Annotated in this window: 16 protein-coding genes; all 16 read right to left on the bottom strand. The window is 71.6% G+C overall.

Annotation, left to right across the window (positions count from 1 at the left end; translation table 11 throughout):
* Nucleotides 1-21 precede the first annotated feature (21 nt).
* The 16 genes from whiG to ABT112_RS20330 all read right to left on the bottom strand — a co-directional run bounded on the left by whiG (nt 22) and on the right by ABT112_RS20330 (nt 12,798).
* On the bottom strand, nt 22-858 hold the full coding sequence (gene whiG, locus ABT112_RS20405) for an RNA polymerase sigma factor WhiG (RefSeq protein ID WP_351511496.1): 837 nt from the start codon (nt 856-858) through the stop codon (nt 22-24).
* 240 nt (nt 859-1,098) lie between these two features.
* A complete protein-coding gene (dprA, locus tag ABT112_RS20400; RefSeq protein WP_502975397.1) occupies nt 1,099-2,238 on the bottom strand; it encodes a DNA-processing protein DprA in 1,140 nt (379 codons plus the stop codon).
* A gap of 26 nt (nt 2,239-2,264) precedes the next feature.
* Nucleotides 2,265-3,884 carry a YifB family Mg chelatase-like AAA ATPase gene (locus ABT112_RS20395; RefSeq protein ID WP_351511492.1) on the bottom strand — a complete coding sequence of 540 codons (1,620 nt, stop codon included), beginning with the start codon at nt 3,882-3,884 and terminating at the stop codon, nt 2,265-2,267.
* Nucleotides 3,885-4,259, bottom strand: a complete 375-nt coding sequence (locus ABT112_RS20390; protein WP_351511491.1) for a YraN family protein — start codon at nt 4,257-4,259, stop codon at nt 3,885-3,887.
* Between the two features lie 285 nt (nt 4,260-4,544).
* Nucleotides 4,545-4,871: a DUF2469 domain-containing protein gene (locus tag ABT112_RS20385; RefSeq protein WP_351511489.1), complete on the bottom strand. Its 327-nt coding sequence runs from the start codon at nt 4,869-4,871 to the stop codon at nt 4,545-4,547.
* Between the two features lie 54 nt (nt 4,872-4,925).
* Entirely contained in the window at nt 4,926-5,405 is a 480-nt protein-coding gene (locus ABT112_RS20380) for an NUDIX hydrolase (RefSeq protein ID WP_351511487.1), read from the bottom strand.
* Nucleotides 5,406-5,445: 40 nt separating this feature from the next.
* On the bottom strand, nt 5,446-6,177 hold the full coding sequence (gene lepB / locus ABT112_RS20375) for a signal peptidase I (protein WP_351511485.1): 732 nt from the start codon (nt 6,175-6,177) through the stop codon (nt 5,446-5,448).
* Nucleotides 6,178-6,415: 238 nt separating this feature from the next.
* The gene (gene lepB / locus ABT112_RS20370) at nt 6,416-7,333 is read right to left on the bottom strand and encodes a signal peptidase I (protein WP_351511551.1); all 918 of its coding nucleotides are present in this window, start codon (nt 7,331-7,333) and stop codon (nt 6,416-6,418) included.
* Entirely contained in the window at nt 7,272-8,342 is a 1,071-nt protein-coding gene (gene lepB, locus ABT112_RS20365; protein ID WP_351511483.1) for a signal peptidase I, read from the bottom strand. The genes lepB (ABT112_RS20370) and lepB (ABT112_RS20365) overlap by 62 nt, the downstream gene beginning before the upstream one ends.
* On the bottom strand, nt 8,335-9,132 hold the full coding sequence (gene lepB, locus ABT112_RS20360) for a signal peptidase I (protein WP_351511481.1): 798 nt from the start codon (nt 9,130-9,132) through the stop codon (nt 8,335-8,337). Before lepB (ABT112_RS20360) ends, lepB (ABT112_RS20365) begins: the two co-directional genes overlap by 8 nt.
* 45 nt (nt 9,133-9,177) lie before the next feature.
* On the bottom strand, nt 9,178-9,525 hold the full coding sequence (gene rplS / locus ABT112_RS20355) for a 50S ribosomal protein L19 (RefSeq protein WP_351511479.1): 348 nt from the start codon (nt 9,523-9,525) through the stop codon (nt 9,178-9,180).
* Nucleotides 9,526-9,663: 138 nt separating this feature from the next.
* The gene (gene trmD / locus ABT112_RS20350; protein ID WP_351511477.1) at nt 9,664-10,482 is read right to left on the bottom strand and encodes a tRNA (guanosine(37)-N1)-methyltransferase TrmD; all 819 of its coding nucleotides are present in this window, start codon (nt 10,480-10,482) and stop codon (nt 9,664-9,666) included.
* On the bottom strand, nt 10,482-11,078 hold the full coding sequence (gene rimM, locus ABT112_RS20345; protein ID WP_351511475.1) for a ribosome maturation factor RimM: 597 nt from the start codon (nt 11,076-11,078) through the stop codon (nt 10,482-10,484). The genes trmD and rimM overlap by 1 nt, the downstream gene beginning before the upstream one ends.
* Before the next feature lie 173 nt (nt 11,079-11,251).
* Nucleotides 11,252-11,491, bottom strand: coding sequence for an RNA-binding protein (locus tag ABT112_RS20340; protein ID WP_073726853.1), 240 nt, complete (start codon nt 11,489-11,491; stop codon nt 11,252-11,254).
* A gap of 2 nt (nt 11,492-11,493) precedes the next feature.
* On the bottom strand, nt 11,494-11,937 hold the full coding sequence (gene rpsP / locus ABT112_RS20335; protein WP_351511473.1) for a 30S ribosomal protein S16: 444 nt from the start codon (nt 11,935-11,937) through the stop codon (nt 11,494-11,496).
* A gap of 222 nt (nt 11,938-12,159) precedes the next feature.
* Nucleotides 12,160-12,798, bottom strand: a complete 639-nt coding sequence (locus ABT112_RS20330; protein ID WP_351511471.1) for a hypothetical protein — start codon at nt 12,796-12,798, stop codon at nt 12,160-12,162.
* Between the last annotated feature and the right edge of the window lie 23 nt (nt 12,799-12,821).

The raw sequence follows: 12,821 nt of genomic DNA, 5'->3' as shown, positions 1-12,821 counted from the left end.
CATCGTTCACGAAGAGACGATTCAGCGAGCCACGTCGGCCAGCTTGGCCCTCAGCTGCAGGACCGACTTGGTGTGGATCTGACTGACCCGGCTCTCCGTCACCCCCAGGACCTGCCCGATCTCCGCAAGGGTGAGCCCCTCGTAGTAGTAGAGGGTGACGACGGTCTTCTCCCGGTCCGGGAGGGTGTTGATGGCCCGTGCCAGCAGCCGGCGCAGCTCCCGGTCCTCGGCCACCTCGACGGGGTTGTCCGCCGCGGTGTCCTCCAGGGTGTCCATCAGGCTGAGCCGGTCGCCGCCCTCGCCGCCGGAGTGCAGCAGTTCCTCCAGCGCCACCACGTTGGCGAGCGACAACTGACTGAAGACGTTGTGCAGTTCGTCGAGTCCGATGCCCATCTCCGCGGCGACCTCCGCCTCGGACGGCGTGCGGCGCAGCGCCGCCTCCAGAGTCGCGTAGGCGCGCTCCACGGCCCGCGCCTTCTGCCGGACCGAACGGGGGATCCAGTCGAGCGCGCGCAGTTCGTCGATCATCGCGCCCCGGATGCGCGTGATCGCGTAGGTCTCGAACTTGATGGACCGGTCCGGATCGAACTTCTCGATCGCGTCGATGAGCCCGAAGACTCCGGACGACACGAAATCGGCCTGCTCGACATTGGGGGGCAGGCCGACGCTGACGCGGCCGGCCACGTACTTCACCAGGGGCGAGTAGTGCAGGATCAACTGTTCCCGCAGCCTGATGTCGGCCGTGGCCTTGTACGACCGCCACAGTTCGTCGAGCGACGAGGGGGCGGCGGGACGCACGCTGCCGCGGGCCGCGGGTGGCACTGCCGCACGGTCAGACCCGGAGGTGTGCTGGGGCATTCGTCGCCTTGAGCCGTTCTGCCGTCACAGGAGTGAGGACGATGTCTTGGTCGGAACGCTTGTGAGCGTAGCGTGACTGAAGCGTCGCAGAGTGCGAAGAGAGCTGGTTCATGCTTGCGCAGATACGTTCCCGGGCCGCTCCTGGGAGTTACGCCTGTGCCGGCAGGTGTCGGCCGTGCACAGAACACAAAGTCGGCTGTTGGGGTCATCGGCCCAACCCTGTCACCCGATCGCCGCAGGTCAAGGACCGCCTCGCGGGGTACCGGTCGGGCCCCCGGGAGAGCTGGGCAACTGCCATCGTTCGCCGTGCCGTTCGACGAACCCCAGTGACTGCAGTTCGCACAGCCTTGCCAATGCTTCGTCATATCCGGTACCTGCATCCCGGGCGATCCTCGGCACGTCGGCACTCGCCCGTGCCGGCAGCGCGTCCAGCACCCTGGTGGCCGTGGGATCCAGCAGGTCCCGCGCGACGACGGGCCCCCGCCGCTCGGGCGCCAGCTCGCCGATGCTCCCGATGAGTTCGACGACCTCGGCGGTGTCGGTGACCAGCTCGGCACCGCCTCTCAGCAGTTCGTGGACCCCTGCCGAGAGGCCCGACGTCACGGCACCCGGCACTCCCATCGCCACCCTGCCCAGCTGCTGCGCGCGCCGCGCCGTCACCAGGGATCCGCTGCGGTACTGCGCCTCGACGACGACCGTGCCCCGGGTGAGGGCGGCGATCACCCGGTTGCGCAGCACGAACCGGCTGCGCGTGGGGTGCGCACCCGGTGGCAATTCGGCCACCAGCAGCCCCTGTTCCGCGATCCTGCCGAGCAACTCGGTGTGCCCGCGCGGATAGGCGACGTCCACCCCGCAGGCGAGCACCCCGATGGTGGCGCCTCCGCCGGCGAGAGCACCCCGGTGGACGGCGCCGTCGACGCCGTACGCACCGCCCGACACCACGGTCCATCCGGCTTCGGCGAGCCCAGCGCCGAGGGTGGCCGCGACATGGGCGCCGTACTCGGTACAGGCCCGCGCCCCGACGACGGCGACGGACTTGAGGGCCCAGATCCGCAGGGAGGGCCGGCCCCGTACCCACAGCCCGACCGGACGGGCGTCCCCGAGGTCGTCGAGCTGCTGGGGCCACTCCGGCTCACCGGGGCAGAGGAACCGGGCGCCGGCCGCCTCCGCCGCGGCGAGATCCGCCTGCGGGTCGAGCCGTTCGGCCCGCAGGCGGTAACCGGCCCAGCGCGCCGCGCCGACCGACGGCGGAGGCTTGCCGGACCCTCTCACCATCGCCAGCACATCGACCGGTCCGGCGTCCCTCAGCCAGGCCCCGACCAGCTCGTCGCCGGGTTCGACGATCCTGGTGAGCGCCGCACGGGCCAGTCGCTGCGCCACCGGGCCGTCCCGCCCGGCGGCCGCGGTCACCGTGCCCCGCCGGTGAGGACGGCACCACGGCTGACACCCGTCCGCAGTTGCAGGGCGTGCGCCACGTCCGGAGCGATGGGGCGGTCCCGCCCGGCCAGATCGGCGACGGTCCACGCGACCCGCAGGACACGGTCGAGACCGCGCGCCGTGAGCAGCCCGCGCTCCATGTCCCGCTCGGCCGCCGCCATGGCCCCTGCCGCGGGCTGCCAGCGGGTCCGCAGTTCGTGCCCGGGCACCTCCCCGTTGATGCGCCACGGGGTGCCGGACAGCCGCGCGGCGGCGCGTTCCCTGGCCTCGCGCACCCGGCCGGTGACGGCGGAGCTGGACTCGCCGGGCCGGACCCCGCCGGCCAGCTCGGCCCGGCTCACGGGCTCGACGTCCACCTGCAGATCCACCCGGTCCATCAGCGGCCCCGACAGCCGTGACTGATAGCGGCGCACCACCGCGGGAGGGCAGTCGCACCCCCGGCCGTGCAGGGCATGACGGCCACAGGGGCAGGGGTTCGCGGCGAGGACGAGGAGGAACCGGGCCGGCAACCGCACCACTCCGGCGCTGCGCGCCACCACCACCTGACCCGACTCCAGGGGCTGCCGCAGGGCGTCGAGGGCGCGGCCGCTGAACTCCGGGGCCTCGTCGAGGAACAGCACACCCCGGTGCGACAGCGAGACGGCGCCGGGTCTCGGCACCCCGTTGCCGCCGCCCACCAGCGACGGCATCGTCGCCGAATGGTGCGGCGCACAGTACGGCGGGACGGTCAGCAGCGGCTTCCCCGGCGGCAGCAGGCCCGCCACCGAGTGCACCGCGGTGACCTCCAGCGACTCCTGCCGGGTGAGCGGCGGCAACAGCGAGGGGAGCCGCTCGGCGAGCATGGTCTTGCCGGCGCCCGGAGGGCCCTTCAGGTAGAGGTGGTGGCCGCCCGCCGCTGCCACCTCCAGGGCCGACCGGGCTCGCTGCTGGCCCGCGACCGCCGCCAGATCCGGCAGCAGGCCGTTGTCGGAGGACCCGGTGAGGAGGCCCGCCCCGGTGCCCGCGCCCGGCACCGTGAGCCCGGCCAGCATCGGGTCCGGCCGCCCCTCCTCCGGAGCTTCCTCCTCCGGGACCGGCTCGTCGGCGAGCACCGCGATGAGCTGGCGCAGACTGCGGACCCCGAGCACCGAGACCCCGGGCACGAGTGACGCCTCCGCGGCCGTCCGCTCGGGAACCACGACCTGGCGGTATCCGGCCTCGGCCGCCGCGAGCACCGAGGGCAGCACCCCTCGCACGGGGCGCACCCGCCCGTCGAGACCGAGCTCCCCGACCATCACCAGGTCCGCGATCTCCCGCGGGTCGATCCGCTCCGAGGCCGCCAGCACGGCACAGGCCACCGCCAGGTCGAAGCCGCTGCCGGCCTTGGGCACCGACGCCGGGCTGAGCCCCACGGTGAGCTTCTTCTGCGGCCAGTCCGCGCCCGAGTTCACCACCGCGGCTCGCACCCGGTCGCGGCTCTCCACGAGGCTCTTGTCCGGCAGCCCCACGAGGGCGAAGGCCGCGACCCCCGGTTCGAGGTCGGCCTGGACCTCGACGACGACGCCCTCGACTCCGACGAGGGCCACCGAGCACGTACGGGCGAAGACCACTCAGGCCACCCCCCGCACGTGCTCCACGACCGGAGCGCCACGCAGCGGCAGCAGCACACCGACGAGATCGATGCGCACCCCTCCCGGCGGCACCCCGCCGTGCCGCTCCAGCCAGCACTCGGCGAGCCAGCGGGAGGCCAGCCTGCGGAGCCGCTCGGACTTGCGCCGGGTCACCGCCGCCATCGGGTGCTCGTAGTGACCGGCGCGGCGGGTCTTGACCTCGCACACCACCAGCGCGTCGCGGTCCGTGGCCACGATGTCGATCTCGCCCTCCTGGCAGCGCCAGTTGCGCTCCAGGACCGTCATCCCGGCCAGGGCCAGCTTCCGCGCCGCCAGGTCCTCCCCGTAGCGGCCGAGCGCTCCTCGTGCGTTCATGAGTACCACCTCCGTCACCGACTGTGACGGAAGGGCGGGATTCTCGGGGATCATGGCCGAGATCTGTGGACAGCACGGTGATTGTGGACAACGCGGCCACTCGATCGAGTGACCGGCCCGCCTGCCCCGACGCCGGGACAGGCCCCGGTGCCACCCTGGTCCGCGGAAGCACCGGCGGGATCACCCCGCACCGCCGGGGCCGCATCACCCAGCGCAACCGAGCAGCCCGCCCGGCGGGGCCCCACACGGGCCCGCACCGGCCGCCCCGTCAGCCGTTGAAGCCCGTCAGCCGTTGAAGCCCGACTCCCCGGAGGGCAGGTCCAGGTCGGCCTTGTTGAGCTCCTCGATGTTCACATCCTTGAACGTGAGCACCCGCACCTGCTTGACGAACCGCGCCGGGCGGTACATGTCCCACACCCAGGCATCCGCCATCGACACTTCGAAGAACACCTCGCCCTGTACCGAGTGCACCTGCATCTCGTAGTCATTGGTGAGGTAGAAGCGCCGCTCGGTCTCGATCACATATTTGAACAGACCGACGACATCGCGGTACTCCCGGTAGAGCTTCAGCTCCATCTCGGTCTCGTACTTCTCGAGGTCCTCGGCGCTCATGGCATGTTCCCCTTCAGCCGTGCGTCCCCCTATTGTGCGTCAGTTCCACGGGCCCTAGACGATTTCTGCGGCCAGGACCTCGGGCGTGCTCGGGGGACCCTCGTCGAGCAGCGTCCGGAGCAGCCCGGCGAGTCTGGTCGGATACACCGTCTCACGCGTCGCGGACAGTTCCTCCGATGTCCACCATCGCAGGCCCCGTACGCTGCGCCGTTCCAGGTCCGTGTGACCGCTCGTGTCGGTCCGTGTCCGTACGGTACGGCCGAGGTAGTACCACTCGTTCTGCTCCCAGCGCCGGCCGTCGAACGGGAAGGAGCAGCTGCGCCGCCACAGCAGCGGCCCGAGCCGTACCTCGCCGATCCCGGTCTCCTCGGCCAGCTCCCGGCATGCCGCCTGCTCCAGGCTCTCGCCCTCCTCGACCCCGCCGCCCGGTGTGAACCACCAGGTGGAGGCGGGGTCGGCGGGTTCGAAGCCGTGCAGCAGCAGAATCCTGTCGTCGGGGTCGAGCAGGACGACGCGGGCGACCGTGCGCTCCATGGTGTCGGGCCTCCGTCCCTTGCTGTCGAGTCTCCGCCCGTCAGACGCCCGCCGGAACCTGTCGCCGCCCCAGACGGCGGGCGAGGGGCCCGTAGGCCGCTCCGCCGAGGATCAGCACGGCGCCGGACACCACCGCGGTGACCAGCAGCGTCATGGGCCCGGGCTGCGAGACCCCGCCGGGCAGCTTCGCGAAGCCCTGCGGCCGGGCGAGCATCCCGAAGCCCTCCGACGGCCACACGGTGCCGTCCACCCGGGCGTCCACCGCGCTCCGCGGCACCGATCCGTGCTCCGCGTCGGCCAGGTGCTCGCGCGAGTCCACGGAGGCGTGCCGGTTGTCGCCCAGCAGGAACAGCTTCCCCCGGGGCACGGAGGCCTGGAACTTCTCGTAGGAGGCGTCCTTGCCGGAGAGGTAGGCCTCGTCGACGGGCTCGCCGTTCACGGTCAGCCGGCCCTGCGCGTCGCAGCAGCCGACCTTGTCGCCGCCGATCCCGACCACGCGCTTGACCATGGGCATGTCGCCCCACACCGCGTCCTGGAAGACGACCACGTCGCCGCGCCGCACCTCGCCGCCGTCGACGCGCTGGGCGAGCACCCGGGCTCCGGGGGCCACGGTCGGTGCCATGGAGTCGGTCGGCACGGTGTACGGCTTGTAGAGCACCGCGCCCCACGCGAAACCGCCGAGGAAGAGCACACAGCCGACGGCCACGGCCAGTCCGGACAGCACACTGCCCAGCCGGCCGCGGCCGTCATCCGTACGTGGTGCCTCGCTCATCCCAGCTCCTCGCCTCGAAGATCTGGGACCGCACCCTACCCGGCGGTATCGGCGCCGTCAGCCGCCCCGCGTCGCCTCCCTCGATCCCGGCCGTCCCCGCCCGGCCACCACCCCACCGGGCGTGATCAGGGAATTTCCGGGATCGACCGGAGCGTTCCGGTGCCGCTCGGGAACGGCGCTCGGCGCCCCGGCCGGATCGCGGACGTGGCCCGGAGGGCCGGCCGGGGGCGGGGAGAGGTCAGAACCGCTCCAGCGGCTTGTCCACCATGCCCTTGGCGATCAGACGCCGGCGGCGCCACAGCACCAGCGGCACCGCGCCGGCCAGCCCGAGGACCGCGGGCGCCGCGGCGCCCGCGGCGTTCAGCCCGGGCCGGTCGAAGGTGTCCGGCACCGGCAGCGTGCTCCAGCGGCTGATCGGCCAGGCCACCACGATCGCGCGCCCGACGACGTCGCTGTTCGCGACCGTGCCGTTGCCCGGCAGGTTCTGGTGGTAGCGCGAGTCGAGGGAGTTCTGACGGTGGTCCCCCATGACCCAGATACGGCCCTCGGGCACCTTGATCGGACCGAACGGCTTGTCGCCGCAGGGCGTGTTCCCCGGGTAGAGGTACGGCTCGTCGAGCTTCTTGCCGTTGACCTTGACCGGCTGGTTCCCGCCCTTGCACTCGACGGTGTCCCCGCCGACCGCGATCACCCGCTTGATCAGGTCCTTCTCCTCGGCGGACGGCATGAGGCCGATGAAGCTGAGGAAGGCCTGGATGCCCTCGGCGACGGGCCCGGAGTCCGTCTCCGGCATCTCGCCGAGCCACTTGCCGCCCGGGTCGTGGAAGACGACGACCTCGCCGCGCTCCGGCTTCGAGCCGAACCACGGGGTGAGCTTGTCCACCAGCACCCGGTCGCCCCGCTGCAGCGTGTCCTGCATCGAGTCCGAGGGAATCGAGAAGGCCTGCACCAGGAACGTCTTGATCAGGAGGGCGAGCAGCAGGGCGATCCCGATCAGGATGGGCAGCTCCTTCCAGAAGGAGCGCTGCTTCTGCTGCTGCTTCACACGGCTGCCGCCCTCCTCCCCCTCCGCTCCGGGCCGCTCGGGGGCCTCCTCAGGCCGCTCCTCCGGGCGTTCTTCGGGCCCCTCGTGACCGGATCGTGCGCCGACCGCCAAATCCCCCACATCCACTCCTCACTCCACGCTGCCGCCTGTCCCGTACGCGGTGCAGGCCCACCACTCCCATAACGAGCGGGAGTTCCGCAGGGGTCGGGAGTTGGATCGTTCCTTGCATTCCGGGGGACTCACCAGGCCTTTCGGCCCCGGTCCCGTAGGACACCCTAGGCGGTGGAGCACCCGCCGCCGTCGTCGCGCCACGCGCTTCGGGCACGGAGGCGTACGTCTCCGGTTCCTCGAGACGCCGCATATGGCCGAACGGCCAGGCGATGACCACGGCCCGGCCGACCACGAGGTCCTCGGCGACCGTGCCGCTGCCGGGCTCGTCCAGGTGGAAGCGGGAGTCGGCGGAGTTCGCCCGGTGGTCCCCCATGACGAAGATGCGGCCGGGCGGGACCGTGACCGAGAACTTCATGTCCGAGGGGCTGTTCCCGGGGTTGATGTAGGGCTCGTCGAGCGGCTTGCCGTTGACCATGACCTTGCCGTCCTTGCCGCAGCACTTGACGGTGTCCCCGCCGACCGCGACGACGCGCTTGATGAGGTCCTGCTCGTCCTCCGACGGCAGCAGCCCGATGAACGTCAGCAGGTCCTTGCCCTGCTTGACCACCACCGGGTCGTCGCTGATGGGGGTCTTCTCCTTCTCCAGCCAGCCGCCCGGGTCCTTGAACACCACGACGTCCCCGCGCTGCGGCTTCGAGCCGAACCACGGGGTGAGCTTGTCCACCAGGACCCGGTCGCTGATCCGGATCGTCTGCTCCATCGAGCCCGAGGGGATGACGAACGCCTGGACCAGGAAGGTCTTGAGCACCAGCGCGATGGCCAGGGCCACTCCTATGAGGAGCGGCACCTCCTTGGTCGCGGAGAGCCGGCGCCTGCGCTTGACCCGCAGCGCCGCCTTGCGACGCTCGGCCCGGCCGGGTGTCACCCGTCCGGTGGTGGGGCGTTCACCCGTCGGCAGACGGGTGTCCATGCGGTGCTGGCCCGTCCGCGGCCGCCCGCGGCTACCCATGGGTGCCGGCCGTCCCGTGCGCGGCGGGATCCGGTACCCGGTCGAAGGCGTCCGGCCTCTCCAGGGAGGCCCAGTGGCCGCGGGGCCAGCCGATCCAGTCCGCTCTGCCGATCACGCGGTCGACCGGAACCACACCGCCGCCGGGCTCGCCGAGGTGGTCGCGGGAGTCACGGGAGGCGCTGCGGTGATCCCCCATCATCCACAGCCGCCCGTCGGGCACCACGATGTCGAAGGGCACCTGTGAGGGGGAGTCCCCCGGATACAGGTAGTCCTCGTCCACGGCCTGGCCGTTCACTGTGATCCTCCCCCGCCGGTCGCAGCAGATGACCCGGTCTCCCCCGACCCCGACCACGCGCTTGACGTAGTCGGTCTCGGCCGGCTGAGCCAGGCCCACCGCAGCGGCACCCTTCCGCAGCAGTGCGGTCACCGGATTCCCGGGCGGTCCCCCCTGGACGAACGATCCGGTGCCGTCGAAGACCACAACGTCCCCGCGCTGCGGATCGTCCCCGAAACGGTATGCCAGCTTGTTCACCATCACCCGGTCCCCGACCCGCAGCGTGTTCTCCATCGAGCTGCTCGGGATCAGGAAGGGCTGGACGACATAGGCGCTGAGCAGCATCAGAACGGCAGTGCAGAGACACCCCGTCAGCGCCGCGCGCCGCACAGGGCTGCGCCGGGAGAGCCCGCTCCACCACTCCTGCCCCGGAATACGCAGGGAGCGCGACCTCCGTTCAGCCCCGTCAGGGGCTGAAGAGCGGTCGCGCTCCGCGAGTTGTGCGTCGGTGTCCATCGGGGCCAGAGCTTATCCGGCCCGGCCCGGACGGCCGAAAGGAGCTCAGCGCTCGCGCTTCTCCTTGATCTTCGCGGCCTTGCCGCGCAGCTCACGCAGGTAGTAGAGCTTGGCGCGGCGCACGTCACCGCGGGTGACGACCTCGATCTTCTCGACGATCGGGGTGTGCACCGGGAAGGTGCGCTCGACGCCGACGCTGAAGCTCACCTTGCGGACGGTGAAGGTCTCCCGGACACCGGCGCCCTGGCGGCGGATGACCACGCCCTTGAACTGCTGGACACGGGAGCGGTTGCCCTCGATGACGCGCACGTGGACGTTCACGGTGTCGCCGGGGCGGAAGGCCGGGACGTCGGTGCGCAGCGAGGCGGAGTCGACGCTGTCGAGAAGGTGCATGACCGTCTGCTTTCTTCGCTGATGCCACAGGTCATCAGCGGAATACGAGATGAGTTTCGGATGCCATCCGGGATGGCGCTGCGGCGGGCGGACGTCGTTCCCCCTGTGGCAGGGGCGCACGCCGGACACAGCAACGGCTCATTCTTCCACGGCCCCGGGCGCCCGCCAAAATCGGCCGTCCGGCCCCTCCGCCCAGCCGAGCTCGGCCAGGATGCGCCGGTCGTGCTTGTCGAGCGCGGCGGGGTCGCAGCGCTCGATCAGGTCGGGCCGGTTGCGGGTGGTCCGGCGGAACGCCTCGTCGCGCCGCCACCGGGCGATCCTGCCGTGGTGCCCGCTGACCAGCACCTCCGGGATGCCCCTGCCGCGCCACTCAGGAGGTTTGGTGTAGACCGGGCCCTCCAGGAGGTCGGCCATCGCGCCGGGGGCGAAGGAGTCGTCCGCGTGCGACGCGGCGTTGCCGAGGACACCGGGCAGCAGCCGGGCGACCGCCTCGGTGATCACCAGCACGGCCGCCTCGCCGCCGGCGAGCACGTAGTCCCCGATGGACACCTCGTGGACCTCGAGCTTCTCGCCGTACTCCTCGATCACCCGCCGGTCGATGCCCTCGTAGCGGGCCGGGGTGAACACCAGCCAGGGCCGCTCGGAGAGCTCGACGGCCAGCTCCTGGGTGAACGGGCGGCCGCTGGGGGTCGGGACGACGAGCACCGGCGCTCCGGTCCCGGCCTCCCCGGACTCGATGACCGCGTCCAGCGCCTCGCCCCAGGGGTCGGGCTTCATGACCATGCCGGGGCCGCCGCCGTACGGGGTGTCGTCGACGGTGTTGTGCCGGTCGTGCGTCCACTCCCGCAGGTCGTGGACCCGGACGTCCAGCTGTCCGCGGGCGCGCGCCTTGCCGACGAGCGAGACGTTCAGCGGCTCCAGGTACTCGGGGAAGATGGTGACGACGTCGATGCGCATCAGCCGCCGTCCTCCGTCTTCCGCTGCTCCTCCGCCCGGCCGGGGCCGTCGGCCTGCTCGGAGCGGCCGCTCGCCACCTCGGCCTCGGCGCCGTCGATCAGCCCCGGCGGCGGGTCGATGACCGCCCGCTGCTCCTCCAGGTCGATCTCGGGGACGATCTCGGCGACGAACGGCACCATCACCTCGCTGCCGTCCGGGCGCCGCACGATCAGCAGGTCCTGGTGGGGCAGATGGGAGATCTCGGCGATCCGGCCGACCTCGGTCCCGTCGACGGTAACCACGTCGAGGTCCATCAGCTGGTGGTCGTAGTACTCCTCGGGGTCCTCGGGGACCTCCTCGGGGTCGATCTCCGCGATGAGCAGGGTGTTCCGCAGCGCCTCGGCGGCGGTCCGGTCGGCCACGCCCGCGAAGCGCAGCAGCAGCCGTCCGCTGTGCACCCGGCCCGTCTCGATGGTCAGCGGTCCGACCGAGGCCGGGTCCGTGGCCAGGACCGCGCCGGGACCCAGCCGCAGCTCCGGCTCGTCCGTGCGCACCTCGACGGTGACCTCGCCCTTGATGCCGTGGGCCCGGCCGATTCGCGCGACTACCAGCTGCACTGTCGGTTCACTCCTCTTCGCGGCTCGACCGCCGCCCCTCCCGAGGGGTTTCCTCGCGTCGAGGTTCTGCATGAATGGTTGCGGTTGACGGGCTGCCTGCAGGGTTGCAGTCGACAAAGGCCGGGGACGGTCCACTGGACCCTCCCCGGCCCGTGCCGGTGTTCAACCGCCTGTCAGTGGACCTGGTCCACGTCGACGAGGTCGACGCGGATACCACGGCCGCCGATGGCGCCCACGACGGTGCGCAGGGCACGCGCGGTGCGGCCGTTACGGCCGATCACCTTGCCGAGGTCGTCCGGGTGCACCCGGACCTCCAGCACGCGTCCGCGACGCAGGGTGCGCGAAGCGACCTGCACCTCGTCGGGGTTGTCGACGATGCCCTTCACCAGGTGCTCGAGGGCCTCCTCGAGCATCCTCAGGCCTCGGTCGACTCGGTGGACTCAGCAGCCGGGGCCGCCTCGTCCGACTTCTTCTCGGCCTTCTTCGCCTTGGGGGTGATGGCCTCACCCTTCGGCTCCTCGCCGGAGTCCTTCACAGCGGCCTCGAAGAGGGCGCGCTTGTCGGCCTTCGGCTCGGCGACCTTCATCGGCGGCGGGGCGGGCAGACCCTTGTACTTCTGCCAGTCGCCGGTGACCTTGAGGATGGCGAGAACCGGCTCGGTCGGCTGCGCGCCGACACCCAGCCAGTACTGGGCACGCTCGGAGTCGACCTCGATGCGCGAGGGGTTCTGCACCGGGTGGTACAGACCGATCTCCTCGATGGCCCGGCCGTCACGGCGGGTACGGGAGTCGGCGACGACGATGCGGTAGTGCGGCGACCGGATCTTGCCCAGGCGCTTCAGCTTGATCTTGACTGCCACGGGAGTGGTGTCTCCTGCTCTATGACGTGTTTGAACGCACGGCTGCCACGTGGGGTTGTGGGATCCGAGTGCTCGATGGACGCGTCAGCCGAGGGAGAGAGGGGTCCGGACCGGCTGCCGAGTACTCAGCGGTCCATTCTGCCACACCACGGCGGCGTCACCGTACGGCCCCCGGGCGCCCTGGACGGGAGCCCGGCGGACCGTGCGGCGACGCCGCCGGGATCAGGCCGCCGCTGCCGCTTCGGGGATCCGGAACGGCTTGCCGCACCCGCCGCAGACGATCGGCGCCTGCGCCAGCACGGACGGAACGACCCGGACATTGCGCCCGCAGTCGCACACGGCCTTGACCCGCACCCCGCCCCCGGAGGAGCCGTGCCGTGCGGCGGGCCCGCGGAAGCTCCGGGCGGAGTCGGTCGCCGTGGCGGCGGTGTGCGCCTTGAGGGCACGCTGCAGCCGCTCGATGGTCGGGCGGTAGCGCTTGCGCGCATCGGGACTGAGAACGACCAGCGAGAAGCCGCTGCTGGGGTGCGGCTCCTCGGAGTGGTCCAGCCCCATCTCCTCGGCGATCGCGAGGAATCTCCGGTTGTGGTAGCGGCCGGCCCGCGACGTGTCGCGGATCCCGCGGGCCGCGGCGAGACCATGGACGGCTTCATGGAGAAGCCGTTCGAAGGAGAGCTCGGCGCCGCAGGCGGACGAGGACTCTCCGATCAGTGATTCGGGCGCGGCGAGATCCGGCAGCTCGGGGTGGTGCCGTTGAATGTCGGCCCACGCCTGCGCCAGTTCCGCGGCGAGGACAGGTGGTGTCGTGCTCACGTCGTGAACAACGAGCCGGAGTGCCCCGGTGTTCCGATTCCGGGGCAACCCAAATAATTTGCACGTACCAG

It is taken from the genome of Streptomyces sp. NPDC002055 (genome assembly GCF_040296705.1).
GTDB lineage: Bacteria > Actinomycetota > Actinomycetes > Streptomycetales > Streptomycetaceae > Streptomyces.
This window is presented reverse-complemented; position numbering and strand designations above follow the sequence as displayed.

Coding starts and splice junctions, on each gene's coding strand:
- whiG (WP_351511496.1), bottom strand. CDS start 858: ATGCCCCAGCACACCTCCGGGTCTGACCGTGCGGCAGTGCCACCCGCG.
- lepB (WP_351511481.1), bottom strand. CDS start 9,132: ATGGACACCGACGCACAACTCGCGGAGCGCGACCGCTCTTCAGCCCCT.
- trmD (WP_351511477.1), bottom strand. CDS start 10,482: ATGCGCATCGACGTCGTCACCATCTTCCCCGAGTACCTGGAGCCGCTG.
- ABT112_RS20385 (WP_351511489.1), bottom strand. CDS start 4,871: ATGAGCGCCGAGGACCTCGAGAAGTACGAGACCGAGATGGAGCTGAAG.
- ABT112_RS20380 (WP_351511487.1), bottom strand. CDS start 5,405: ATGGAGCGCACGGTCGCCCGCGTCGTCCTGCTCGACCCCGACGACAGG.
- lepB (WP_351511485.1), bottom strand. CDS start 6,177: ATGAGCGAGGCACCACGTACGGATGACGGCCGCGGCCGGCTGGGCAGT.
- rplS (WP_351511479.1), bottom strand. CDS start 9,525: ATGCACCTTCTCGACAGCGTCGACTCCGCCTCGCTGCGCACCGACGTC.
- lepB (WP_351511483.1), bottom strand. CDS start 8,342: ATGGGTAGCCGCGGGCGGCCGCGGACGGGCCAGCACCGCATGGACACC.
- ABT112_RS20390 (WP_351511491.1), bottom strand. CDS start 4,259: ATGAACGCACGAGGAGCGCTCGGCCGCTACGGGGAGGACCTGGCGGCG.
- ABT112_RS20340 (WP_073726853.1), bottom strand. CDS start 11,491: ATGCTCGAGGAGGCCCTCGAGCACCTGGTGAAGGGCATCGTCGACAAC.